The organism is Methylobacterium sp. J-001, assembly GCF_022829565.1.
GTDB lineage: Bacteria > Pseudomonadota > Alphaproteobacteria > Rhizobiales > Beijerinckiaceae > Methylobacterium.
On the sequence record NZ_JAKSYN010000203.1, the window covers coordinates 81,792 to 106,173 of the forward strand.

At 66.6% G+C, this 24,382-nt stretch carries 22 protein-coding genes and 2 tRNA genes; 13 read left to right on the top strand and 11 right to left on the bottom strand.

The window, feature by feature from the left end; translation table 11 throughout:
- Positions 1-37: 37 nt before the first annotated feature.
- On the top strand, positions 38-298 hold the full coding sequence (locus MKK65_RS27005; RefSeq protein ID WP_243961210.1) for a type II toxin-antitoxin system VapB family antitoxin: 261 nt from the start codon (positions 38-40) through the stop codon (positions 296-298).
- Positions 295-690 carry a type II toxin-antitoxin system VapC family toxin gene (locus MKK65_RS27010; RefSeq protein WP_243961211.1) on the top strand — a complete coding sequence of 132 codons (396 nt, stop codon included), beginning with the start codon at positions 295-297 and terminating at the stop codon, positions 688-690. The genes MKK65_RS27005 and MKK65_RS27010 overlap by 4 nt, the downstream gene beginning before the upstream one ends.
- Here MKK65_RS27010 and ftsY read toward each other — a convergent pair.
- Positions 687-2,042 (bottom strand): signal recognition particle-docking protein FtsY, encoded by a 1,356-nt coding sequence (ftsY, locus tag MKK65_RS27015; RefSeq protein WP_243961212.1) that lies wholly within the window; start codon positions 2,040-2,042, stop codon positions 687-689. The two genes, MKK65_RS27010 and ftsY, sit on opposite strands and share 4 nt — an antisense overlap.
- Before the next feature lie 159 nt (positions 2,043-2,201).
- Between ftsY and MKK65_RS27020 the strand changes: the two genes are divergently transcribed.
- Positions 2,202-2,879 (top strand): RluA family pseudouridine synthase, encoded by a 678-nt coding sequence (locus MKK65_RS27020; protein ID WP_243961213.1) that lies wholly within the window; start codon positions 2,202-2,204, stop codon positions 2,877-2,879.
- A gap of 52 nt (positions 2,880-2,931) precedes the next feature.
- On the opposite strand, the gene MKK65_RS27025 is transcribed toward MKK65_RS27020, so the two are convergent.
- On the bottom strand, positions 2,932-3,363 hold the full coding sequence (locus tag MKK65_RS27025; RefSeq protein WP_243961214.1) for a cupin domain-containing protein: 432 nt from the start codon (positions 3,361-3,363) through the stop codon (positions 2,932-2,934).
- Between the two features lie 83 nt (positions 3,364-3,446).
- On the opposite strand from MKK65_RS27025, the gene MKK65_RS27030 reads away from it, so the two are divergent.
- On the top strand, positions 3,447-4,070 hold the full coding sequence (locus tag MKK65_RS27030) for a ribonuclease D (protein ID WP_243961215.1): 624 nt from the start codon (positions 3,447-3,449) through the stop codon (positions 4,068-4,070).
- A gap of 153 nt (positions 4,071-4,223) precedes the next feature.
- On the opposite strand, the gene MKK65_RS27035 is transcribed toward MKK65_RS27030, so the two are convergent.
- The 4 genes from MKK65_RS27035 to glnA form a co-directional block, all read right to left on the bottom strand.
- Positions 4,224-4,862 carry a VOC family protein gene (locus tag MKK65_RS27035; RefSeq protein ID WP_243961217.1) on the bottom strand — a complete coding sequence of 213 codons (639 nt, stop codon included), beginning with the start codon at positions 4,860-4,862 and terminating at the stop codon, positions 4,224-4,226.
- 150 nt (positions 4,863-5,012) lie between these two features.
- The gene (locus MKK65_RS27040) at positions 5,013-5,354 is read right to left on the bottom strand and encodes a hypothetical protein (RefSeq protein WP_243961218.1); all 342 of its coding nucleotides are present in this window, start codon (positions 5,352-5,354) and stop codon (positions 5,013-5,015) included.
- A gap of 91 nt (positions 5,355-5,445) precedes the next feature.
- Positions 5,446-5,943, bottom strand: a complete 498-nt coding sequence (locus MKK65_RS27045) for an RNase A-like domain-containing protein (RefSeq protein ID WP_243961219.1) — start codon at positions 5,941-5,943, stop codon at positions 5,446-5,448.
- Positions 5,944-6,103: 160 nt separating this feature from the next.
- Positions 6,104-7,513 carry a type I glutamate--ammonia ligase gene (glnA, locus tag MKK65_RS27050; RefSeq protein WP_243961220.1) on the bottom strand — a complete coding sequence of 470 codons (1,410 nt, stop codon included), beginning with the start codon at positions 7,511-7,513 and terminating at the stop codon, positions 6,104-6,106.
- 339 nt (positions 7,514-7,852) lie between these two features.
- Here glnA and MKK65_RS27055 point away from each other — a divergent pair, with 339 nt between their 5' ends.
- On the top strand, positions 7,853-8,887 hold the full coding sequence (locus MKK65_RS27055) for a glutamine synthetase beta-grasp domain-containing protein (RefSeq protein ID WP_243961221.1): 1,035 nt from the start codon (positions 7,853-7,855) through the stop codon (positions 8,885-8,887).
- Between the two features lie 73 nt (positions 8,888-8,960).
- Here the strand turns inward: MKK65_RS27055 and MKK65_RS27060 are convergent, their stop codons facing one another.
- Positions 8,961-9,143 (bottom strand): DUF2735 domain-containing protein, encoded by a 183-nt coding sequence (locus MKK65_RS27060; RefSeq protein WP_243961222.1) that lies wholly within the window; start codon positions 9,141-9,143, stop codon positions 8,961-8,963.
- A 439-nt stretch (positions 9,144-9,582) separates the two neighbouring features.
- Positions 9,583-9,921, bottom strand: a complete 339-nt coding sequence (locus MKK65_RS27065; RefSeq protein WP_003600526.1) for a P-II family nitrogen regulator — start codon at positions 9,919-9,921, stop codon at positions 9,583-9,585.
- A gap of 194 nt (positions 9,922-10,115) precedes the next feature.
- Between MKK65_RS27065 and MKK65_RS27070 the strand changes: the two genes are divergently transcribed.
- The gene (locus MKK65_RS27070; RefSeq protein ID WP_243961223.1) at positions 10,116-11,621 is read left to right on the top strand and encodes an NAD(P)H-hydrate dehydratase; all 1,506 of its coding nucleotides are present in this window, start codon (positions 10,116-10,118) and stop codon (positions 11,619-11,621) included.
- Here MKK65_RS27070 and MKK65_RS27075 read toward each other — a convergent pair.
- Positions 11,614-13,113: a multicopper oxidase family protein gene (locus MKK65_RS27075; protein ID WP_243961225.1), complete on the bottom strand. Its 1,500-nt coding sequence runs from the start codon at positions 13,111-13,113 to the stop codon at positions 11,614-11,616. The two genes, MKK65_RS27070 and MKK65_RS27075, sit on opposite strands and share 8 nt — an antisense overlap.
- Before the next feature lie 160 nt (positions 13,114-13,273).
- Here MKK65_RS27075 and MKK65_RS27080 point away from each other — a divergent pair.
- The 7 genes from MKK65_RS27080 to MKK65_RS27110 all read left to right on the top strand — a co-directional run bounded on the left by MKK65_RS27080 (position 13,274) and on the right by MKK65_RS27110 (position 20,729).
- Positions 13,274-13,358: transfer RNA gene (locus MKK65_RS27080), tRNA-Leu, on the top strand.
- 141 nt (positions 13,359-13,499) lie between these two features.
- Complete coding sequence (gene tig, locus MKK65_RS27085; protein WP_243961226.1) at positions 13,500-14,921, top strand: trigger factor; 1,422 nt, start codon at positions 13,500-13,502, stop codon at positions 14,919-14,921.
- Positions 14,922-15,046: 125 nt separating this feature from the next.
- Complete coding sequence (locus MKK65_RS27090; RefSeq protein ID WP_243961228.1) at positions 15,047-15,673, top strand: ATP-dependent Clp protease proteolytic subunit; 627 nt, start codon at positions 15,047-15,049, stop codon at positions 15,671-15,673.
- Positions 15,674-15,857: 184 nt separating this feature from the next.
- Positions 15,858-17,129 carry an ATP-dependent Clp protease ATP-binding subunit ClpX gene (gene clpX, locus MKK65_RS27095; RefSeq protein ID WP_007567156.1) on the top strand — a complete coding sequence of 424 codons (1,272 nt, stop codon included), beginning with the start codon at positions 15,858-15,860 and terminating at the stop codon, positions 17,127-17,129.
- Between the two features lie 250 nt (positions 17,130-17,379).
- The gene (gene lon, locus MKK65_RS27100; RefSeq protein ID WP_058193859.1) at positions 17,380-19,809 is read left to right on the top strand and encodes an endopeptidase La; all 2,430 of its coding nucleotides are present in this window, start codon (positions 17,380-17,382) and stop codon (positions 19,807-19,809) included.
- 69 nt (positions 19,810-19,878) lie between these two features.
- Positions 19,879-20,607 (top strand): aspartate/glutamate racemase family protein, encoded by a 729-nt coding sequence (locus MKK65_RS27105; RefSeq protein ID WP_243961229.1) that lies wholly within the window; start codon positions 19,879-19,881, stop codon positions 20,605-20,607.
- 46 nt (positions 20,608-20,653) lie between these two features.
- Positions 20,654-20,729 (top strand) — tRNA-Val (locus tag MKK65_RS27110).
- Positions 20,730-21,048: 319 nt separating this feature from the next.
- Here the strand turns inward: MKK65_RS27110 and MKK65_RS27115 are convergent.
- Both MKK65_RS27115 and MKK65_RS27120 read right to left on the bottom strand, forming a co-directional pair.
- Positions 21,049-23,136, bottom strand: coding sequence for a methyl-accepting chemotaxis protein (locus tag MKK65_RS27115; protein WP_243961230.1), 2,088 nt, complete (start codon positions 23,134-23,136; stop codon positions 21,049-21,051).
- 474 nt (positions 23,137-23,610) lie between these two features.
- On the bottom strand, positions 23,611-24,129 hold the full coding sequence (locus MKK65_RS27120; RefSeq protein WP_243961231.1) for a cupin domain-containing protein: 519 nt from the start codon (positions 24,127-24,129) through the stop codon (positions 23,611-23,613).
- Positions 24,130-24,382 lie beyond the last annotated feature (253 nt).

A 24,382-nucleotide genomic window follows, 5' to 3' on the forward strand; every position in this document is an offset into this window, starting at 1 on the left:
TGGCGGTTTCGGGGCTGTGTGGAACGGGGAGCCTACGATGTCCATCACGATCGACAACGCCGAGGTCGAGGCGCTTCTGGCCGACCTCACGGCCACCACCCACCGCGCGGCGCCGGATCTGTTGCTTGAGCTGCTCCGGCGGGAGCGGGCGCGGGTGGACGCGGATCGGGAGCGCGACCGCGCAGGCGCCGTTGCGTCCGGGCGGTTGCTGCACGAGCGAACATACGCGAGCCCGCTCGTCGATCCCCGGCCAATCGACGTGATCCTAGCCTACGACGAAAACGGCCTGCCGGTTTGAGCGTCGGTGTCGTCGATAGCTCCGTCTTCATCGCGATCCTCAATCAGGAGCCTGATGCGGACAGCTTCAGCCTTGCGATTCGCGATTTCCGGTACCGCTCGATGGCGGCAGCGTCTTATCTCGAATGCGCGATCGTGATGTCGCGCTGGGTGGTCGGCCGGGTCGAGCTCGACGATTGGCTCCTCCGCGAGTCGATCAAGGTCGTCCCGGTCGACCACGCCCTCGCGCAGGTCGCCGCCGACGCCTTCGCCCGCTACGGCAAGGGCCGGCATCCGGCCGGGTTGAACTTCGGCGATTGCTTCGCCTACGCGCTGGCCCGGTCGCTGAACGCGCCGCTCCTGTTCAAGGGCGACGACTTCGCCCGGACCGACGTCCTGCGCGTGGCGGCCTAATCCTTCTCCAGCCCGGCGATCGCCCGCGCGAAGTCCCGGGCCGCGAACGGCTCCAGATCCTCCACGCCCTCGCCGACGCCGATGAAGTGCACCGGCAGGCCGAACTTGGCCGCGAGCGCCACGAGTATGCCGCCGCGCGCCGTGCCGTCGAGCTTGGTCATCACCAGGCCCGAGACCGGCGCGGCCTGGGAGAACAGCTCCACCTGCGAGATCGCATTCTGGCCCACGGTGGCGTCGAGGACGAGGATCGTGGCGTGCGGCGCCTCCGGGTCCTGCTTGCGCAGCACGCGGACGATCTTCTCCAGCTCCGCCATCAGCCCGGTCTTGTTCTGGAGCCGGCCGGCGGTGTCGATCAGCAGCACGTCGGTCCCGGCGGCGGCCGCCTGCTTCAGGGCGTCGAAGGCGAGACCGGCCGCATCAGCCCCTTCCCCGCCGCTCACCACCGGGGTGCCGGTGCGCGCGCCCCAGACCTTGAGCTGCTCTACCGCCGCCGCCCGGAAGGTGTCGCCGGCCGCCAGCATCACGGTCCGGCCCTCCGCGCGCAGCTTGGAGGCGAGCTTGCCCAACGTCGTCGTCTTGCCGGCGCCGTTGACGCCGACCGTGAGGATCACGAACGGCTTCTTCGTCGCGTCGATGGAAAGCGGCACCGCCACGGGTTCCAGCGCCCGCTCGACCTCCGTCGCCAGGATCGACCGGACCTCGTCCGGCGAGATGCCCTTCTCGTAGCGGCCCTTGCCCACCGCATCCGAGATCCGCGTCGCGGTTTCCAGGCCGAAATCGGCCTGGATCAGGGCGTCCTCCAGATCCTCCAGGGTGTTGGCGTCGAGCTTGCGCTTGGTGAACAGGCCGGTGACCCGGTCGGTCAGGGCCGACGAGGTCCGCTTCATCCCGGAGGTGAGCCGGGTCCACCAGCCCGTGGCCTCGGGCTCCCGGTCCGGCCCGGCGCCGGCATCGTGGGCGAGCGCGGCGGCGGAATCCACCGGCTGGATGTCGGGCATCGGCTCGACCACCGGCGCCCGATTCACGTCCCCGGTATCGACCGGGTCGGCGCCGTGGGCCGGATCGTCCCCGGCCGTGCCGGCGGGGGGGCGCTCGGGCTCGCCCGCGATCGGCAGGAGGTCCGCCCCCTCGACCACGTCGGCGACGAGAGGCTCGGATTCGTCCGGCGGCAGCGGAATATGGGTGACGTCCTCCGCCCCGGTGGCGTAGTCGGGCTGGCCCTCGGAGGGCGAGGCCGGCGCATCGGCGGGCAGCTCCGTCTCCGCATTGTCCTCGGCCGTGCCATCGCCCGTGTTCTGGCCCTTGCGCCCGAACAGGCGCCCGAACCAGCCGGGCTTGTCCTCGCTCGCCATGAAACCTTGCCCTCGCCCCGCCTTGCCCACCCGATGTCGAACCCCTAGAGCCGTCGCCGACCGCGTTGCAATCGGCAACGGCTCCAAGTCCTTGGTTTGACGCGCTCGCCTGCGCCGAACCGGCCGCCGCTTCGGCGGCACGCGCTCAGGCCCGACCGGATGTCCCTCACCTTCGACATAGGTGCCCGCCTCCTCTACCGCGATGCCCTGCTGCTCGTCATCGACAAGCCGCCGGGCCTGCCGGTCCATCCGGGCCCGCGCGGCGGCGAGACCCTGACCGACCATCTCGACGGTCTTCGCTTCGGCCTGCCGCGCCGCCCGGAGGCCGCGCACCGGCTCGACCGCGACACTTCGGGCTGCCTGGCGCTCGGGCGTCACGCCAAGGCGCTCGCCCGCCTCGGCAAGCTGTTTTCCGGCAGCGTCGTGGACAAGACCTATTGGGCCGTGGTCGAGGGCGGCCCCGATGCGGAATCCGGCCGGATCGACCTGCCGCTGGCGCGCCGCTCCGACGATCCGCGCTCCTGGTGGATGAAGGCCGACCCGGCGGGCGACCCGGCCCTGACCCATTGGCGCGTCCTCGGCCGGGCCGGCGGCCGGACCTGGCTGGAGCTGAAGCCGGTCACCGGCCGCACGCACCAGCTCCGGGTCCATTGCGCCGCGTCCGGCTGGCCGATCCTCGGGGATTCGATCTACGGCAGCGGCCCGCGGGACGGCAGCCTGCACCTGCACGCGCGGACGCTGACGATCCCGCTCTATCCGAAGCGGGACGCGATCACCGTCGAGGCGCCGCCGCCGCCGCATATCGCGGCGGCTCTGGCGGACATGGATACGGCCTGAGGATCGGCCACGGGACCGCGCCGCGCATCGCCGACCTCCGATCGGACAGCGTCTAACGGCGCGGCGTCGGCCGCCAATCCGGGGGCGCCATCTCGAAGCCCGCAAAGTCGAAGCCCGGCGAGACCGTGCAGCCCACCAGCGTCCAGGCGCCGAGGCTGGTGGCGGTCTGCCAATGGCCGGCCGGTACCACGCATTGCGGGCGGTGCCCGGCGGCGAGGTCGGGTCCGAGATGCTGGGCGGTGGCGTCGTGGCCGTTCGGGCTCGTGGTGATCACCAGCGGCGCGCCGGCATGCCAGTGCCAGATCTCGGTGGCGTCCACGCGGTGCCAGGCCGAAGCCTCGCCGATGTCGAGCAGGAAGTAGATCGCGGTGCCGGCCGAGCGGCCGTCCACCATGCGCGGATCGCGGAAGGTCTCGCGGTAATGGCCGCCCTCCGGATGGGGTTTGAGGCCCAGGGTGGCGATCACCTCGGCTGCTGTCGTCATTCGCCTCTCCGCGTGCCGCGCCGGCGGCTTGCCGGCACTTGGCGCCGATGGTACCGGCGCAACACCCTCAAGGTCCCAAAAAAATGCCGAGCCCGATCGTACGCCTCCACCGCGGCGACCTGCCCGCCGATTACGATGCGGGCCGGGCGGTGGCCATCGACACCGAGACGCTCGGCCTCAACCCGCACCGGGACCGGCTCTGCGTGGTGCAGATCTCCACCGGCGACGGCACGGCGGACGTGGTCCAGATCCCGCAGGACGGCCCCGAGCCGGTGGTGCTCAAGCGGGTCCTGGCGGATCCCGGAGTCCTGAAGATCTTCCACTTCGCCCGGTTCGACGTGGCGGTGCTGTTCAAGGCGTTCGGCGTGATGCCGGAGCCGGCCTACTGCACCAAGATCGCCTCGAAGCTCGCCCGCACCTACACCGACCGCCACGGGCTCAAGGACGTGGTCCGCGAGCTGGTGGGCGTCGATCTCTCCAAGCAGCAGCAATCCTCCGATTGGGGCGCCGAGACCCTGACGCAGGCCCAGCAGGATTATGCGGCCTCCGACGTGCTCTACCTCCACGCGGCCCGGGAGCGGCTCGACGCCATGCTGGCCCGCGAGGGCCGCACCGATCTCGCCGCCGCCTGCTTCGCCTTCCTGCCCACCCGCGCCCGGCTCGACCTCGACGGCTGGCCGGAGACCGACATCTTCGCGCATACGTGAACGATGGTGCGGGTTTCCTGTGCAGAGTGAGCCGTTTCGGCAACCGCAGGGCGATGGACCCCTGCTAGGTTGCGCTTGCCGAGGCTCACGAGTCCCGGCCAGGCCCTCCTCGCCGGTCACCCACCCGATCAGGCCGGCAAGGAGGGTCCGTCCTCAGGTCAGCGTGCGCAGGCCGGACGGCGTCGCGATCCGGGCGGTCCAGCGCGGGGCCGGGCCGGGCTCGATCCGCGGCGGATCGGTCAGGCCGAGGTCCGCATGGAGCGCGGCCACCGCCTCCGGCTCCGGATGGGTCAGCCAGAAATTTTCGAGCCGCGCCCCGAGATCCGGCATCGTCCCGGCCGGGTGCGGACGGTCGCCCCAATCCATCACGCGGGGCGCGGCGCCGTCCGCCGGCCAGGTCCCGTCCGGACGCAGGCCGAAGCGCCACGACAGCGTGCCCCGGGTCATCGTCGCCGCCGTGCCGAGCAGATCGGGATGGGCCGCGAGCAGGGTGTCGAGATCATCGGTGCGGGCGACGAAGCCGCGCAGCCGCCGGCCGGCCCCCCAATCCGCCCGCACCCGCGCGGCGTCGCCGAGGCCGAACCAGCGAGCGCGCGCCGGCGGCTCTGCCTCGGGATCGACGGCGATCACTTCCAGGAACGTCGACGCGCCGAGGCGGAGCAGGTGGTTGCGGGTGCCCATCTCAGGGTGGCGCCCGCCCTCCGGCATGTCGAGGCCGAGGCAGGAACGGACATGGGCCACGCCCTTCGCGAGGTCGGGGGCCACGACGACGAGGTGGTCGAGGGTGAGCATCCGTGCATCCGCCACATTGAACGATCGAGATCGCAACGCGACAGACAATGAATTCCGGGGCTGCGGCAAGCGGCCCCAACTTCTACCGTACCCACCTCGTAAACGGCGTTCGCCGCCTCAGTACTCCTCTGCTGGTTCCCGGGCCGGACGTTACAGTCTATCCCGCACCCGTTCGAGGAAGGCTCTCAGTTCGGCACCGTCGTAGAACACGACATCGGCCGAAGACGACCACCACAATTTTCGCAACTCCTCATTCGAGACGTTGTCCTTGGTGATCGAGCCAAGATATGATCGCAGACGTGCGCGCTTCGAATTGTCTGAAAATGGAGATAGAGCAAAAGTAATAATTTCCTCCTCGGTTGCAATATCTTCCATCAGGTCCTGATAGAATTGGCGAGTGAATTCATCGAACTCTGGGGAAGTCAATTTAATCTCCCTCGGTTTGGGGGTGTGCCGTTCGAACTCTAAATCCGCGCGATAAAGTTGGTTCATGCATTATGAGTGCGCCTACACCAGTTGTATTTCGCAAATATAACACGCCATCATTTGTGCTGTAAGCCTCCCTGCCAGTTTTGTATCCAAATTATTTGGTAATAAATGCATCTTTAATAGTTCCTGATGCAACAAGATCAACTATCGATTTGTTTGCTTGTATGGTCTGATTTACGAGATCGTTCGCCGAATCAATCGATGAGAAACTTCCGTTCCGTTTTAACCCCCCGTGCGCAAGGGGAGTGCTCCATTGCGATTTACGGATTCGCTCCAGTAATTCATCGTCAGTCTTTCCGACGTGTCGACTTACTGTATGTCCTCCACGTGCCTGTTCGGCCATGAGATCAACTTTGTATCGCTGATCATCTTCATTGCCTACGAGGATAAGATGCGCGTCGTCGTCCGCTCCCAGACCTACGGGACGATCCTCATCTGTCCATTGTCCGCCGTCTGGACGTCCAGCAGGTACCCGCGGCTGACCGGGATTGTAGGCTTTGACAATGAGTTGGAGTCGAAAAAGCTTCAGCTCAAACTTAATAGCCGCGAGGTTCCACCGCGTCCGCTGAACAGCAATATCATCAGAAAGCATAGAGCACCCCGCCAGCTGCGGTCGCTCATATTAGGCAAATTATCTTATTTGTCAAGAAAGTTCGCTTTTTGTTCCATGACGGACTCAGCGCTTGTTAAGCGGCATCCTGTCACGTCAAATCGTGTAGGGGGCCGGGCTCCACGCCCGGCCCCCTCTCACATCACAGCGAGTAGTACTGCACGAACTCGATCGGGTGCGGGGTCATCTCATAGCGCAGCACCTCGGTCATTTTCAGCTCGATGAACGAGTCGATCTGGTCGTCCGTGAACACGCCGCCCTCCTTGAGGAAGGTCCGGTCCTTGTCGAGGCTGGAGAGCGCCTCGCGGAGCGAGCCGCACACGGTCGGGATCTGCTTCAGCTCCTTCGGCGGCAGCTCGTAGAGATCCTTGTCCATGGCCGGGCCCGGATCGATCTTGTTGCGGATGCCGTCGAGGCCGGCCATCAGCAGGGCCGAGAAGGCCAGATAGGGGTTGGCCATCGGGTCGGGGAAGCGGACCTCGACGCGCTTGGCGTTCGGGCTCTTGGTCCACGGGATCCGGCAGGAGGCCGAGCGGTTGCGCGCCGAGTAGGCGAGCAACACCGGCGCCTCGTAGCCCGGCACCAGCCGCTTGTAGGAATTGGTCGACGGGTTGGTGAAGGCGTTGAGCGCCTTGGCGTGGCGGATGATGCCGCCGATGTACCAGAGGCATTCCTGGCTGAGCCCGGCATACTTGTCGCCGGCGAAGACCGGCTTGCCGTCCTTCCAGATCGACTGGTGGACGTGCATGCCCGAGCCGTTGTCGCCGAAGACGGGCTTGGGCATGAACGTCGCCGACTTGCCGTAGCTCTGGGCGACGTTGTGGATGCAGTACTTGTAGATCTGCATGTGGTCGGCGAGCTTGGTCAGCACGTCGAACTTCATGCCGAGCTCGTGCTGGGCGCTCGCCACCTCGTGGTGGTGCTTCTCGACCTTCACGCCCATGGACTGCATCGCGGCCAGCATCTCGCCGCGCATGTCCTGGGCCGAATCCTGCGGCGGGACCGGGAAGTAGCCGCCCTTGGTCTGGACCCGGTGGCCGAGGTTGCCGCCCTCGTAATCGGTGAAGCCGTTGGTCGGCAGCTCGGTCGAATCGAGCTCGAAGCCGGTGCGGTACGGGTCGGCGGCGAACTTCACGTCGTCGAACACGAAGAACTCGGCCTCGGGGCCGACATAGATCGTGTCGCCGATCCCGGTCTGCTGCAGGTAGGCCTCGGCGCGCTTGGCGGTGCCGCGGGGATCGCGCGAATAGGGCTCGCCGGTGGCCGGCTCGAGCACGTCGCAGACGATCGACAGGGTCGAGGCGGAGAAGAACGGGTCGAGGCAGGCGGTGGACGGATCCGGCATCAGCAGCATGTCGGACTCATTGATCGCCTTCCAGCCGGCGATCGAGGAGCCGTCGAACATCGTACCTTCGGCGAAGATCTCGTCGTCGATCAGCGACACGTCGAACGTCACGTGCTGCCACTTGCCGCGCGGGTCGGTGAACCGGAAGTCCACGTAGCGTACGTCGTTGTCCCGGATATTCTTCAGAACGTCGGCCGCAGTCGTCATCGTGGGCATCCTCCTGGAAGGTCGTCGGGGATTCTCGCGCGGAGCGGGCACCTTAGGAACGGGCCGCACCGGCCGCGCCGCTTGATATCCGTCGGGAGGCCGCCTTGCCACCCGCGCGCGGGAGGAATCGCTCACGGAGCCGGGCGTTTGGCCCATATCGATGGTCCGTCATGGGTCCGGGGACCGCGGAGACCACGAATCTCTCTCGCCCGCCCCTGGGGGAGAAGATCCTGGCATGCTTCATGCAAGGGCGGCTGCGGCCGTCGAGACGGCGGCAAGCCGTTCGCGTCGCCCGGGCTTTGGCCGGATCGCGCATCGACAACGGACGAGAGAACCGGAATGACGAAATATAAGCTCGAGTATATATGGCTCGACGGGTATACGCCGGTCCCGAATCTGCGCGGCAAGACGCAGATCAAGGAATTCGACAGCTTCCCGACCCTCGACCAACTGCCGATGTGGGGCTTCGACGGCTCGTCCACGAAGCAGGCCGAGGGCGGCAGCTCCGACTGCATGCTCAAGCCCGTGCGCCACTTCCCCGATCCGGCCCGCAAGAACGGCGTCCTGGTCCTGTGCGAAGTGATGATGCCGGACGGCAAGACCCCGCACGAGTCCAACAAGCGCGCAACCATCCTGGACGATGCCGGCGCCTGGTTCGGCTTCGAGCAGGAGTACTTCCTGTACAAGGACGGCCGCCCGCTCGGCTTCCCGGCCAGCGGCTTCCCGGCCCCGCAGGGCCCGTACTACACCGGCGTCGGCTACTCGAATGTCGGCGATGTCGCCCGCAAGATCGTCGAGGAGCATCTCGACCTCTGCCTCGACGCCGGCATCAACCATGAGGGCATCAACGCCGAGGTGGCCAAGGGCCAGTGGGAATTCCAGATCTTCGGCAAGGGCTCCAAGAAGGCCGCCGACGAGATGTGGATGGCCCGCTACCTGCTGCAGCGCCTGTGCGAGTCCTACGGGATCGACGTCGAGTACCATTGCAAGCCGCTCGGCGACACCGACTGGAACGGCTCGGGCATGCACTGCAACTTCTCGACCGCGTTCCTGCGCGAGCACGGCGGCAAGGCGTATTTCGAGTCGCTCATGGAGGCGTTCAAGAACGCCCGCGAGGATCACATCGCCGTCTACGGTCCGGACAACCACATGCGGCTGACCGGCAAGCACGAGACGGCCTCGATCCACGAGTTCTCGTACGGCGTGGCTGACCGTGGCGCCTCGATCCGCGTGCCCCACTCCTTCGTCAACAACGGCTACAAGGGGTATCTGGAGGATCGCCGCCCGAACTCGCAGGGCGACCCCTACCAGATCGCCTCGCAGGTGCTGAAGACGATCTCTTCGGTACCGACCGAGGCCGCTGTCGCCGCCTGAGGCGGACCGGGTGCTTCGGGCGCCCGTCGATGGATCACCGGAGCCGGGCCTGCGTGCCCGGCTTCCTTGCGTTTCAGGTCCGGCGCGGGCGCTCGTCGTCGCGGATCGCGGCCTCATGGTACCAGGCGCCACCCCCGATGCTCGGGACGGGCGCCGGCTTGGCCGTCTCGATCGCCCGCGGCGTCATGCGTGCACGCCGGAACGCCGACAATTCGTAGATCTTGGCGGTCTCACGCCCGTCGGTACCGGCCATCATAGGGTCCTCCTGCGTGGGGCAAAGCGGCCGATCCGGCCGTCCGTTCCCCGGAGGATGTGGTGCTACCGACGCAGTACTCCATGGCCCGACGCGCAGATGCCGGACATTCGTGCAGCGTGAATTCTTAGGCAGAACGGGAAAAACGCCGGCTTTCGTTCGGAGAATGCTGGTCGTTCTTGGGATGAGACCCGGTGATTCATGGGCGCGGAGCGGCGCGAATCCTGGCTCACAGCCCGGCTGATCGCATGCCTGCCACCCGATGACGGCGGCAACGGCTTCGGAGCAGGTCGTTCGTCACTAAATCGTCAACCCACTGGCAACGACGCCAGTCTGGGAGCCGCCACGACCTGGAATCGAGCACACTCCTGGGCTGCTTCGCCACTTTCGCTCTGACGGTGAGGCCGCAACGATCCCGATGGTGTTGCAGCCCCGGCCGGGCTCAGATCGCGTCCGTGCCGGTCTCGCCCGTGCGGATACGGATGGCTTCTTCGATCGTCGAGACGAAGATCTTGCCGTCGCCGATGCGTCCGGTCTGGGCCGACTTGCGGATCGCCTCGACGGCGCCCTCGACCAGCGCGTCCGACAAGACGATCTCGAGCTTCACCTTGGGCAGGAAGTCGACCACGTATTCGGCGCCGCGATACAGCTCGGTATGGCCCTTCTGACGGCCGAAACCCTTCGCCTCGATGACGGTGATGCCCTGGAGGCCGACCTCCTGGAGCGCCTCCTTCACCTCGTCGAGCTTGAAAGGCTTGATGATCGCTTCGATCTTCTTCATGCCGCTCGGGCCTGCGCTACGCTGCCGGATATTTCTAACATCGTCGGTAAGACTCCGCCACGCCGTTTTCGCGACGCGCGTCACGTTAGTGCCCATTCGAAGCGCAGGCTACGCACATCCTTCGGGCTTTCGATGAATTTGTGGCGCATTTTTAATCAGCAGTGTTCGGTGCACGGGCAGACGTGGAGATGAGCATGCAGGTGCTGACGGTCGCGGCGATGCGACGGGTCGATGCGGCGGCCATCGATGGGGGAATCCCGGGCCGCCGGCTGATGGAAGCTGCCGGGACTGCGGTCGCCGAGCGGGCGGCGATGCGGCTACCGGAGGACGGGCGGGTTCTGGTGCTGTGCGGCCCCGGCAACAACGGCGGCGACGGGTTCGTGGCCGCCCGGCTGCTGGCGGAACGCGGCTACGCGGTCGACCTCCGCCTGCTCGGCGAGCGCGGAGCGCTCACGGGCGACGCGGCCCTGGCGTCCGAGGCCTGGACGGGCCGGGTGCAAGCGGCCGTGGGCGACGCCCTGCCGCCGTGCGACCTCGTGATCGATGCCCTGTTCGGCGCCGGCCTGTCGCGCGACCTCGACGGGGCCGCCCGCACTTTGGTCGAGGCCGTCAATGCATCCGGCCGCTCAGTGCTCGCCGTCGATGTGCCGAGCGGCGTCGACGGCGATACCGGTGCCGTGCGCGGCGTCGCGATCCGGGCCGTGGAGACCGTGACCTTCGTCGCGTTCAAGCCGGGTCATCTGCTCCAGCCCGGCCGAGGCCTGTGCGGCCACCGGCACCTGGCCGATATCGGAGCGGGCCAAGCGGCTCTGGAGGCCGGCCGCACCGCTGCCACGCCGCCGCTCTACCGCAACGGGCCGGAGCTGTGGGCGCCGACCTTTCCGCGCCTCACCGGCGAGAGCCACAAATATACCCGCGGCCACGCCCTGATCCTGTCGGGCCCGGCCACCAAGACCGGCGCAGCCCGGCTCGCCGCCCGGGGCGCCCTCCGGGTCGGGGCGGGTCTCGTCACCCTGGCCTCGCCCCAGGCCGCATTGGCGGAAAACGCGGCCCAGCTCACCGCGATCATGCTGCGTCCCTGCGAGACGGCGGACGATCTCGACGACATGCTCACCGACGAGCGCCTCAATGTCGTCCTGGCCGGGCCTGGCCTGGGCATCGGCGAGCCGACCCGCGAGCGCATCGCGGTGGCCGCCGCCGCCGGGCGGGGCCTCGTACTCGATGCCGATGCGCTCACGAGCTTTGCCGGACAGGCACCGCTGCTGGCCGCTCATCTCGCCGACGGCGACGCGCAGGCTATTCTCACCCCCCACGAGGGCGAATTCACGCGGCTGTTCAGCGGGACGGAGGCCACCGCCGAGGGCTCCGACAAGGTCGCCCGCACCCGCGCCGCTGCCGCACTCACCGGCGCGGTCGTGGTCCTGAAGGGGTCCGACACGGTGATCGCGAGCCGCGACGGGCGTGCGGCGATCAACGACCATGGCAGCCCCTATCTCGGCACCGCCGGCTCGGGCGACGTGCTCGGCGGCCTGATCGCCGGGTTGCTGGCGCAGGGCATGCCGCCCTTCGAGGCGGCGGCGGCCGGTGTCTGGCTGCACGGCGATGCCGGCCTGCGCCACGGTCCGGGCCTCATTGCCGAGGATCTCCCGGACCTGATGCCCGCCGTGCTCGGGGGCCTCCTCGACGCCGCGCTTATGTGACCTCGAACATCGTCCAGAGGCCCGTATCGAACCGTTCCAGCACCGTGGCGCTGATTAGCCAGCGCCCCGGATTGTCGGCGAGGAAGCCGATACGGGCGGTCCGGCCTTCGAGGAGCTGGAAGGTGTCGAGCCAGTAGGGCTCCCAGCCATCGTCCAACGGATGCAGCAGGCGGAAGCAGTGGCCGTGCAGGTGCAGGGCCTGCGGGAAGCCGGTCTCGTTGCGCAGCGCGAGCACGACAACCTGACCGCGCTTGACCGTGAAGATCGGCTGGAGCCCCGCGGTCGCGCTGGTGCCGTTCACCGCCCAGATCTTCTGAGGATCGCCGGTATAGACCGGCTCCGGGGCCGGCTTGTCCTTCGGCGCGTCCTTGGCAGCCTTCGGCACGAAGGCCCCGCCGGTGATCACCACGTCCCGCCGCAGGGCGTTCTGGAGCTTGATCTCGGCGGGCAGGCGCTTGTTCTCACCGATGGGGCCGATCGGCGGTCGCTTGTCGGTTATGCGGGCGCCCTTCGTGGTCACGGTCGCCAGGGTGAGCCCCTGGCCGACCAGGGCGATGATCGAGCAGGTCGCCCCCTCCTGTTCGGGCAGGTCGACCATCAGATCGTAGCGGGTGCCCGGGGGGAACGGCAGGGTCGCCCGCAGGGGCTCGAACGTGTCGGTCGGCTGCCCGTCGACCGCCGCCACGTAGACCTTCACGCCTTCGAAGCGGAGCCGCGTCCCACGCGCGTTGCAGGCATTGCCGAGCCGCAGGCGGACCCGGGCACCCGGGCGGGCCTCGAACGTGTCCGGCACAAGCTTGCCGTTGATCGTGACGAGATTGCCGAGGCGCCCGTTCGTCGCCGCGAACAGCGGCTGGCCGAACGGCATCAGGCTGGCATCGTCCTCCAGCCGCCAATCCTGCATCACCAGGCCGACATCGGCGTCGACCAGCGGCGGGCTCGCCTCCTCGACGATCAGCATGCCCGCCAGCCCCCGGCCGGACGGCTCGCTCGACCCGCCGACCACAAGGGGGCGGATCAGGTAGGTCCCGGCATCCGGGGGCGTGAACTGGTACAGGAAGTCGCCCCCCGGCGGGATCGGCGCCTGGGTCACGCCGCCGACCCCGTCCATCGCGTTGACGTTGCGCACCCCGTGCCAGTGCAGCGACAGCGGCTTGTCGGTGCGATTCTCGACCTTGAGCCGGACCGGCTGGCCGAGCTTGATCCGCACCAGGGGCGGCAGGGCCTTGCCGTCGAAGCACCAGACCGGTGTCTCGGCCGCGGGCTCGGGCCGCAGCCGGGTCTTCCCGGGCGCGGCCGGCAGGGCGGGTGCCGGGGCGGTGGGTTCGGACGGCAACGGGTTCGGGGCCGCCGGCGGCTTTTCGGGAGCCGTCGCCTGCGCCCGACCGGTCTCCGGCATCAGCGCGAAGGCGGTCGCCGTGGAGAGCAGGGTTCGGCGCGACGGTGCGGCCGTGCGCGGATCGGTCGGCGGCACGGGGCGGGATGGGGTCATGGGATCTCGACGGCGGCTCGCAACGGGCCTGGGTAGATAGCCGTGTGCCCAGGCGCGCGCCACCGCCGCCACGGGAGGTTAAGTTTTTTGCTGCGGGCCGTGCGGCCCATGCTATAGGGCGCGCTTCCGGCGGCCGGCGACGCGCCGGGTGTCGGCACGCGCGGGCGTGGCGGAACTGGTAGACGCGCTGGATTTAGGTTCCAGTGTCGCAAGACGTGGGGGTTCGAGCCCCTCCGCCCGCACCAGGACGCTTCGAGATGGCGCGGCCCCGCTCGGGGCCGCCTCATCCCCGTATCCGACACCGTCGTATCCCGGACCGCTCGACCAAGCCGCACGACGCCGGCCCGGCCGGCGACCACAAGGTCTTTTGAAGAGCGACGACGACGATGCAGGTGACCGAGATCAACGCCCAGGGTCTGAAGCGCGAGTTTCAGGTGCTGCTGGCCGCCCAGGAACTCGAGGAGCGCCTGACGACCGAGCTCTCCGGCATGAAGGACAAGGTCCAGCTGAAGGGCTTCCGCCCCGGCAAGGTCCCGGTCGCGCATCTGCGCAAGGTCTATGGCCGCTCGGTCATGGCCGAGGTGGTGCAGAACGCCGTCAACGAGGCCAACCGCAAGATCGTGGCCGATAACGGCCTCAAGCTGGCTCTGGAGCCGCAGGTCGAGTTCCCCACCGACCAGGCCGAGGTCGAGAAGGCGCTCGACGCCAAGGCCGACCTGGCCTTCAAGGTCGCCCTCGAGGTGATGCCGAGCTTCGAACTGGCCGATCTCTCCGACGTCAGCCTCAAGAAGCTCGTGGCGAAGCCCGAGGAGTCCGAGGTCGACGAGGCCCTGCAGCGCATGGCCGGCCAGAGCCGTCCCTTCAGCGAGCGGGATGAGGGCGCCGAGGCCCAGAACGGCGACCGCGTGACCATCGATTTCGTCGGCCGCATCGACGGCGAGGAATTCCAGGGCGGCAAGGGCGAGGGCATCGACCTGGAGCTCGGCTCCGGCTCGTTCATCCCGGGCTTCGAGGAGCAGCTGGTCGGCGCCAAGGTCGGCGACAAGCGCGTCGTCACGGCGACCTTCCCGGAGGCCTACGGGGCCGAGCACCTCGCCGGCAAGGATGCCGAGTTCGACGTGACCGTCACGAAGATCCAGGCCCCGGGCGAGTCAAAGATCGACGACGAGTTCGCCAAGTCGCTCGGCATGGACTCCCTTGAGAAGCTGCGCGAAGCGATCGCCAAGGCGATCGGCGGGGACTTCGAAGCGGCGTCGCGTCGCAAGCTCAAGAAGGACCTGCTGGACGCGCTGGACGGCAAGTACGCCTTCGAGCTGCCGCCGACCCTGGTCGCGCAGGAATTCGCCAGCGTCTGGGCGCAGGTGGAGCAGGACCTCAAGGCCCGCGGCAAGAGCTTCGAGGACGAGGACACCACCGAGGAGAAGGCCCAGGCCGACTACCGGAAGATCGCCGAGCGGCGCGTCCGGCTCGGACTCGTGCTTGCACAGGTCGGCGAGAGCGCCGATATCAAGGTTTCCGACGAGGAGGTGAACCAAGCCCTCATCGCTCGGGTCCGGCAGTTCCCGGGCCAGGAGCAGCAGGTGTGGGACTTCTACCGCAAGAACCCGCAGGCGCTCGCCGAGCTCCGGGCGCCGCTGTTCGAGGAGAAGGTGGTTGACCACGTCCTCGGCCAAGTCAAACTCGTCGAGGAGCCGGTCTCGAAAGAGACGCTTTTCGCCGATGAGGATGACGACGACACGACCGGCGAGAAGCCGGCAGACAAGGCCGAGGCCAAGGACGCGTCCAACGCCGAGGCAAAGGCCGACTGAGCCCCGCACTGTCCCAGGACGGCGGGCATAGGGTTAGGCGATGGTTAAGCATCGCCGGTGTTCGCTGACATGCCCGGGCTGCCCTGATTCGCGGCAGCCCCGGGCCTCACTCTGGGCAGGACGAGATGAGAGATCCGATCGACGTCTACAACAACGCACTCGTGCCGATGGTCGTCGAGCAGTCGAGCCGCGGCGAGCGCGCCTTCGACATCTACTCCCGCCTCCTGCGCGAGCGCATCATCTTCCTCACCGGTCCCGTGGAGGATTACGGTGCGTCGCTGATCGTGGCGCAGCTGCTGTTCCTCGAGGCCGAGAACCCCAAGAAGGAAATTTCCTTCTATATCAATTCCCCCGGCGGCGTCGTGACCTCGGGCCTGTCGATCTACGACACGATGCAGTTCATTCGTTGCCCGGTCACGACCCTCTGCGTCGGTCAGGCCGCCTCGATGGGCTCCCTGCTGCTCACCGCCGGTGAGCCCGGCCATCGCTTCGCCCTGCCGAACGCCCGGATCATGGTCCACCAGCCCTCCGGCGGCTTTCAGGGCCAGGCCACGGACATCCTGATCCATGCCCGCGAGATCGAGGCGCTGAAGCGGCGCCTGAACGAGATCTACGTGAAGCATACCGGCCGTGACTACGCAGCCATTGAGAACGCGCTGGAGCGCGACAATTTCATGACTTCGGATGCGGCCAAGGAGTTCGGCCTCATCGACGAGGTCATCCAGAAGCGTCCCGAGCCCGCCGCCGCCTGACGGTTGCGTCGCCTGACCGCCGCGGCGTGGCCTTGATCCCGCCGCGGCAGCGTGTTTGCATCCGATGACAGGGCCCATCGGTCAAAGGCGCGCAGCATACTGTTTCTTTAAACGGGCCCCCTTACGTTGAAGCGATGCGCGTGCGCCCTTAGCCGGCTGCGTACGCGACGAATCGGAGACCGATATGAGCAAGACTGGCGGCAACGACTCCAAGAGCACGCTGTATTGCTCGTTCTGCGGCAAGAGCCAGCACGAGGTCCGCAAGCTGATCGCCGGCCCGACCGTGTTCATCTGCGACGAGTGCGTCGAGCTGTGCATGGACATCATCCGCGAGGAATCGAAATCCTCGCTGGTGAAGAGCCGCGACGGGGTCCCGACCCCGAAGGAGATCCGGCGCGTCCTCGACGATTACGTCATCGGCCAGGACTTCGCCAAGAAGGTCCTCTCGGTCGCGGTGCACAACCACTACAAGCGGCTCGCGCACGCGACGAAGCACAACGACGTCGAGTTGGCCAAGTCCAACATCATGCTGATCGGGCCGACCGGCTCGGGCAAGACGCTGCTCGCGCAGACCCTGGCCCGCATCCTCGACGTGCCGTTCACCATGGCGGACGCCACGACCCTGACCGAGGCCGGCTATGTCGGCGAGGATGTGGAAAACATCATCCTCAAGCTGCTCCAGGCCTCCGACTACAACGTCGAGCGGGCGCAGCGCGGCATCGTCTACATCGACGAGATCGACAAGATCTCGCGCAAGTCCGACAACCCCTCGATCACCCGCGACGTCTCGGGCGAGGGCGTGCAGCAGGCGCTCCTGAAGATCATGGAGGGCACCGTCGCCTCCGTGCCGCCGCAGGGCGGCCGGAAGCACCCGCAGCAGGAATTCCTGCAGGTCGACACCACCAACATCCTGTTCATCTGCGGCGGCGCCTTCGCTGGGCTGGAGCGGATCATCTCCCAGCGCGGCAAGGGCACCTCGATCGGCTTCGGCGCGAGCGTGCAGGCCCCGGACGACCGCCGCACCGGCGAGATCTTCCGGTCGGTCGAGCCCGAGGATCTCTTGAAGTTCGGCCTCATCCCCGAGTTCGTCGGCCGCCTGCCGGTCCTGGCGACGCTCGAGGATCTCGACGAGGCTGCGCTGAAGAAGATCCTTCAGGAGCCGAAGAACGCCCTGGTCAAGCAGTACCAGCGGCTGTTCGAGATGGAGAACGTCGACCTGACGTTCCAGGACGATGCGCTGTCGCTGGTCGCCCGCAAGGCGATCGAGCGCAAGACCGGCGCCCGCGGCCTGCGTTCGATCCTGGAGACGATCCTGCTCGACACGATGTACGATCTGCCGGGTCTCGAATCCGTGGAGCAGGTCGTGATCGGTCCCGAGGTGGTCGAGGGCAAGTCGCGCCCGCTCTACATCCACGGCGACCGCAACAAGGAAGCGCCCGCCAGCGTGAGCGCGTAAGCGCTTGGTAGGGTTGCGTTAAACGCCCGGCTCCGGCCGGGCGCGCTGCGGGGAACATCTTGAAAACGCTGCTTCCCGCAGCCACCTCAGGCTCATCGCGGTGGCCGCTCGCTCCTTCGAGGAGCGGTCCGCGTCGCCAGCCGCAAAGTTCACGAGCATTCCGACCCTCGCGGCCCGGTCGGCCCCTGGCAGTCGGTTCGCCCCATCACCGGGGGAACCGAAGCCGGGTGTCCCTGAGAGGAAGTCCCCTATGACACAGTCGAAATCGCGCCAGCCGGTCGTCCCGGGTTCGACGGGCTCCTACGCCGTTCTGCCCCTGCGCGACATCGTCGTCTTTCCGCACATGATCGTGCCCCTGTTCGTCGGCCGCGAGAAGTCGATCCGCGCCCTCGAAGAGGCCGTGCGCACCGATCGCCACATCCTGCTCGCGACCCAGATCAACGCGGGCGACGACGATCCCGCCACCGACGCGATCTACAAGATCGGCACCCTCGCCTCCGTGCTGCAGCTCCTGAAGCTGCCCGACGGCACCGTGAAGGTGCTGGTCGAGGGCATTGGCCGCGCCAAGGTGACGGGCTTCACCCGCTCGGACGAGTATTACGAGGCGACCGCGGAGGCTCTGCACGACGAGCTCGGCGACCGCGTCGAGGCCGAGGCGCTGGCGCGCTCGGTGCTCTCGGAGTTCGAGAACTACGTCAAGCTCAACAAGAAGATCTCGCCCGAGGTCGTCTCGGCCGTGACCCAGATCGACGAGCCCTCGAAGCTCGCCGACACGATCGGTTCGCACCTGCTGGTCAAGATCTCTGACAAGCAGGGCATCCTGGAGACGCCCACGGTGGCGCAGCGCCTTGAGCGCGTGCTGTCGCTGATGGAGAGCGAGATCTCCGTGCTGCAGGTGGAGAAGCGCATCCGGACCCGCGTCAAGCGGCAGATGGAGAAGACCCAGCGCGAGTACTACCTGAACGAGCAGATGAAGGCGATCCAGAAGGAGCTGGGCGACTCCGAGGACGGTCGCGACGAGCTGGCCGAGCTCGAGGAGAAGATCGAGAAGACCAAGTTCACCAAGGAGGCCCGTGACAAGGCCACTGCCGAGCTGAAGAAGCTCCGCCAGATGTCGCCGATGTCGGCCGAGGCGACGGTGGTGCGCAACTATCTGGACTGGATGCTCGGCATCCCGTGGGGCAAGCGCTCGAAGATCAAGAAGGATCTGCTCGGCGCCCAGGTCCTGCTGGACAACGACCATTTCGGTCTGGACAAGGTCAAGGAGCGGATCGTCGAGTACCTCGCCGTGCAGCAGCGGGCGAACAAGCTCACCGGCCCAATCCTGTGCCTCGTCGGCCCCCCCGGCGTCGGCAAGACCTCGCTCGGCAAGTCCATCGCCAAGGCGACGGGTCGCGAGTTCGTGCGCATGTCGCTCGGCGGCGTACGGGACGAGGCCGAGATCCGCGGCCACCGTCGGACCTATATCGGTTCGATGCCCGGCAAGATCGTCCAGTCGATGCGCAAGGCCAAGACCTCGAACCCGCTCATCCTGCTCGACGAGATCGACAAGATGGGCATGGATTTCCGTGGCGATCCGTCCGCGGCGCTCCTCGAGGTGCTGGATCCGGAGCAGAACAGCACCTTCAACGACCACTACCTGGAGGTGGATTACGACCTCTCGAACGTGATGTTCGTGACGACGGCCAACACCCTCAACATCCCGGGCCCGCTGATGGACCGGATGGAGGTGATCCGTATCGCCGGATACACCGAGGAGGAGAAGGTCGAGATCGCGCGCAAGCACCTGATCCCGAATGCCTTGAAGAAGCACGGCCTCGGGACCCACGAGTGGTCGATCGACGACGACGGGTTGATGATGCTGGTCCGCCGCTACACGCGGGAAGCCGGCGTCCGTAACCTGGAGCGTGAGCTGTCCAACCTGATCCGCAAGGCGGTAAAGGAGATCCTGATCACCAAGACCAAGTCGGTCGCGGTGAACGTGGATACCCTTCCGGTCTTCCTCGGCCCGCCGAAGTTCCGCTACGGCGAGATCGACGCGGACGATCAGGTCGGCGTGGTCACGGGTCTGGCCTGGACCGAGGTCGGCGGCGAGTTGCTGACGATCGAGGGTGTCATGATGCCCGGTAAGGGCAAGATGACCGTCACGGGCAACCTGAAGGACGTGATGAAGGAGTCGATCTCGGCGGCCGCATCTTATGTGCGCTCGCGAGCGATCGACTTCGGGATCGAGCCGCCGCTGTTCGAGCGTCGCGACATCCACGTCCACGTTCCGGAGGGGGCGACCCCGAAGGACGGCCCGTCCGCCGGCATTGCCATGGCCACCGCCATCGTCTCGACGCTGACCGGCATCGCGGTGCGCCGCGATATCGCGATGACCGGCGAGGTGACGCTCCGCGGCCGGGTGCTCCCGATCGGCGGCCTGAAGGAGAAGCTGTTGGCGGCGCTGCGCGGCGGCATCAAGACGGTGCTAATCCCCGAGGAGAACGCCAAAGACATCGCCGAGGTGCCCGATAGCGTGAAGAACGGGCTGGAGATCATCCCGGTCTCCCGCATGGATCAGGTACTGGAGAAAGCCCTGGTGCGTGTGCCGGTTGCCATCGAGTGGGAGGAGCCCCTGCCGGTGGCTGCTAAACCCGCCCGGACAGACGAGGAAGGCGCGGCCTTCATCGCCCACTGACCGACCGGTGACGTGACGAGATCAGCCCCCGGAGCCCCGCTCCGGGGGCTTTTTCGTGGGGAGAGTCCGGTGACGCGTATCCTGCTGATCAATCCCAATACCAGCCAGGCCGTGACCGACCTCGTCGCCGGCCATGTCCGCCGCCAGATCGGCGACGCAGCGGAGGTCATGGCGGTGACCGGTCGCTTCGGCGCCCGCTACATCGCGAGCCGTGCGGCCGCGGCCATCGCCGCCCATGCCGCCCTCGACGCGCTGGCAGCGCATGGCGACGGGTGCGACGCGGTCTATCTCGCCTGCTTCGGCGATCCCGGCCTGCTCGCCCTGCAGGAGCTGTCGCCGGTCCCGGTAGTCGGCATGGCCCAGGCGGCCTGCCGGGAGGCTGCCACGGCGGGCCGCTTCGGCATCGTCACCGGCGGCGCGGCCTGGGGGCCGATGCTCCACGACTTCGTCGGCACGCTCGGCCTGTCCGACCGCCTCGCCGCCATCACCACGGTCGCCCCGAGCGGCGGCGAGATCGCCGAGGATCCGAACCGCGCCCTCGGCATCCTGGCGCGGGCCTGCCGGGACTGCCACGACGCCGGGGCCGCCACGGTGATCCTTGGCGGCGCCGGCCTCGCCGGCCTCGCCCGGCGCCTCGCCCCTCAGGTCCCCTGCCCGCTGATCTGCTCGGTGGAAGCCGGCACCCGCGCCGCCCTCGCCGTCGCAACGGCGCCCGAGGCTCGAACGATGCGCCCGGCCCCCACGGAGAGCATCGGCCTCGCGCCCGCCCTCGCGCGCCGGCTAGCCGCTCCCGAATGAAGCCCCCTTGCTTCACACCGACCCGATGCCGTAACGGTCGGCCGCCGGGCGGTTAGCTCAGTTGGTAGAGCGTCTCCTTTACACGGAGAGGGTCGGGGGTTCGAGTCCCTCACCGCCCACCAGAGCGCGCCGACCTGTTCGCTTTTTGCCAGGGGAGCGGGGGAAGCGGCCTCTTTCTCGATGGCGATACGCTGACGGGGCTTTGACCCGGGAAGGCGGCTCGGACCGCCCAGTATGCAAAACGTCCATCAGCTGCCGAAACCCGGATTCTCCTTGCTTGCGCGCGGGCCATGCGAGCGGTTTCGCGCTTTCGTGCATGCGCGATGAGGGCTGCGCTGGTCATGCGTCCCCCGCCGCGATCCCGCGAGCGGCCGAACGGAGCCGGGATTTATCCGCGCCCTGTTCGGCGGGGTTTCCGGTGTTCGCCCGTCGCAGGTGTCCTCACGCCGAGCGGACCTGGTCGAGGAAGACGGTCACCTGGTGTGTGAGCTGGTTCGCCTCGACAGCCAGTCGAGAGGACGATTCCAGGACCTCGTGCGCCGCGGCACCCGAGGTCTTGAGCGATTGCGCCACAGCCGAGATGTTGACCGTGACGTCGCTCGTCCCGCCCGAGGCTTCCGCGATGTTGCGCACGATATCGCCCGTCGCGGCGCCCTGCTGACTGACCGCCCTGTTGATGTCCGACGTCATGTCGTTCATCGCCTGGATCGTACCGGCGATCGACTGGATGGCGTCGACGGCCTTCGTCGTCGACGTCTGGATGCCGCTGATCTGCGCCGCGATATCGGCGGTCGCCTTGGCAGTCTGAGTCGCCAGGTCTTTGACTTCCGCCGCGACGACGGCAAAGCCCCGGCCAGCCTCGCCGGCACGCGCCGCCTCGATGGTCGCATTGAGCGCCAGGAGATTGGTCTGTCCGGCGATACTGGAGATGAGCCCGATCACCTCGTTGATCTGGCCCGCGCTCTGCGACAGGTCCTGGACAATCACGGCGGTGGCATTCGCCTCTTCGACCGCTGCCCGCGACATGGCCTGTGAATCCCGCACCTGACGGCCGATCTCTTCCACCGACAAACCGAGTTCCTCGGCCGCGCTCGCGACGACGGTGACGTTCACTGCGGCCTGCTCGGCGGCTGCCGCGACGGCCGTCGAGCGAGCGGTCGAGTCGGCCACGGCAGAATTCATCTGACTTGCGCCGGACTCGAGCGCGCGGGCGGATTGAGCGACGATCTCGACGATACGGCCGACATTGGTCTCGAAACCGCGGCTGAGATCCGCGAGCACGTCCTTCCGTCGCAGGTCCGCCTCGGCGCGACTGCGTTCGTTCTCGACCTCGAGTTCGCGATTGCGCTTCAAGCTGGTTTTGAAGACTTCGACCGCGGCGGCCATGCCGCCGATCTCATCGGCACGGCCGACGCCCGGTATCGTCTCATCAACGTCGCCGGCGGCAATCCGCGACATGCTGTCGGTCATCTGGCGGATCGGCCGCGACACCCGGCAATAGACCAGGATCGAGATCCCGATGCTGATGGACAGAGAGCCGACGATGATGGTGATCGCCAGGTAAAGGCGCTGTCGGGCGTCGGACAGTTTCGCGCCGATCGAAGCGTCGGCCTCGGCAAACGCAGCATCGCGCAGCGCGATGACCTTTATCCAGGTCGGCACCGTCTTCTGGCGATAGTCCTCACCGGCAAGGGGGTATTGCCCGGTGACCGCTCCATCGAGCACCTTCTGATTCAGGTCGCCGAACTGCTGGATGTAGATCGATTTGACGGCCAAGACCGCGTCCTTGAGATTCTTCGGCGTCGTCTCCTGCTCGATCAGCGGCGAAAGTCTGTTCCAGGCCTCGAGGACCTGACCCCGCAGTTTGACGATCTGTTGTCGGTCGACGTCGGAAGCCGGCTTGCCGCTGGCGATGAAGTTCAACAGCATGCCGGCTTCACGGCCGCCCGCATCGCGCAGATCCAGGACAAGGGTGGCGAAATCGGCGTATCGGAAAGCGTTTCCGTCCACCGTCGCGAGCTGCCGCGTTTGGTCGAGCATCGCCGCCAGCACGACCTTGTTGATCTCGGCACTTTGTTCGCCGGCCAGTTTGATGGCGTCGCCCCGCGCGCCGGGTTGAGCATTGCGAATACGGTCATCCCCGGCGGCGCGCGCCGCGCTCCACATGCGCGTGATGCGGTCCGTCGTCTCGACCAGGGGCTGCGCGGCCGAATCGACGGCCGCCAAAGCACCGGCGGAAGCGCGTGCAGCCGTCATCGCCGTATCCGTAGCCTGACGCATGGTTACATGGGCATTGTTCTGCGACGCCCCGCCTTGCGGCTCCGTGCTGATCAGCAAGGTGAACATGCCGCGCTCAGGATTCAGCGTCGCCGGAACGTTCGACAGCGCCTTCAAGATGTCGAGCCGCGCCGAAGTCAATTTCACGGCAGATATTGCCGAAAATTGATCGACTGCGATGATGGAGCCCAGGCCGCAAGCAAGCAAAGCCAGCATCAGTATACAGATAGAGAGCAAACGATTCAGAGACATAAGCCCTCCACCCGGCTTCCTTTTTCGCAACGCCCAAGATGATGTTCCGCCACGATATAACAAGTCGTTAATGTTTACTTGAATCAAGTACCTGTCCAGCCATCAATCTCATTGCCGGTATAATTGAAGATATGAAGCCGGCATACCGGTTGTCAATTTTTATCAATATTGATTCATGCGAATACAAATACAGCAGGATATCATCTCTTTGTAGTTCCACTACCCGATACGGTTGTATCTTAATGACGGCGCGCTCTGCACTGGCGCATCGGCCAAAAACCCTGCCCATGACCGCATTGTTCGATCTCGACAGCCGCGAAGCTGCTCAAGCCGTTCTCGTTGGTTCGACAATCGGGAACGACACTGAGTCGTGGCAAGCGTCTGCACGTGCCGGATCGCGACCGGTCTCGGTCACCGACACGCGCAGACAGGGAAGTCACGCAAAGCGTGCCTGCACCTCGGGCATCAGCCCGTTCAGACTTCGCGCCAGCCAGGCTTCGTCGTGTCGGTAAGATGGTAGGTGATCGGCCCAAGCCCGCTGATCGCAATGATCGCCGGTTCCTTGATGCCCGACTTCACGCCGTCGTAATGCGGTGTCTTCGCGACGCGATGGACATAAGAGCCGGCCGGAACCGGCACCGTCGCCTCCGGGGAGAAATCCGATCCGCTCGCCACGTACCACGTGCCGGACAGAACCACGCAGAGGCGGTCGGTTTCGTACCAGTGGGGGGCGCTCATGTAGCCCGGATGCCAGCGGATCAGCACGAAATACTGTCCCGGGTCGCTGATTTTGCCGAACATCGGCGCCTGCTCAGCCATTCCAGGCGGGAAGTTGTAGAGGGGCTGCCACGGAATCTGATCCGGCAGCTTGACGATCGTCTGCGTGGGATCGACGCCTGCGGCCCGGGCAGAGCCTCCTCCGAGCGTCGCTGCGGCGGCGGCCAGTAACGGGGCAAGGAGCAAATCGCGCCGATTGGCTGCGAAGTCGACCATTGTATGTCTCCAAATGAACCGCACAGATCGCGGGTTGGTCGAGCCTCACCCATGAGGAGAATCGAGCCAGCGCAATCGTATAGCACGGCCATGACAATACGTTTTATGGCTCAACAACACCGTTCGCTAAAAATAACTTATAGCCATCGTAGACTAGCGACTCGACGATTTTCATATTGTTGATGTTATTATTATGTTCTGAAAAACGATCTTCACATTTTGTATTAACTTCGGAGCAATTTATTTGTATTGA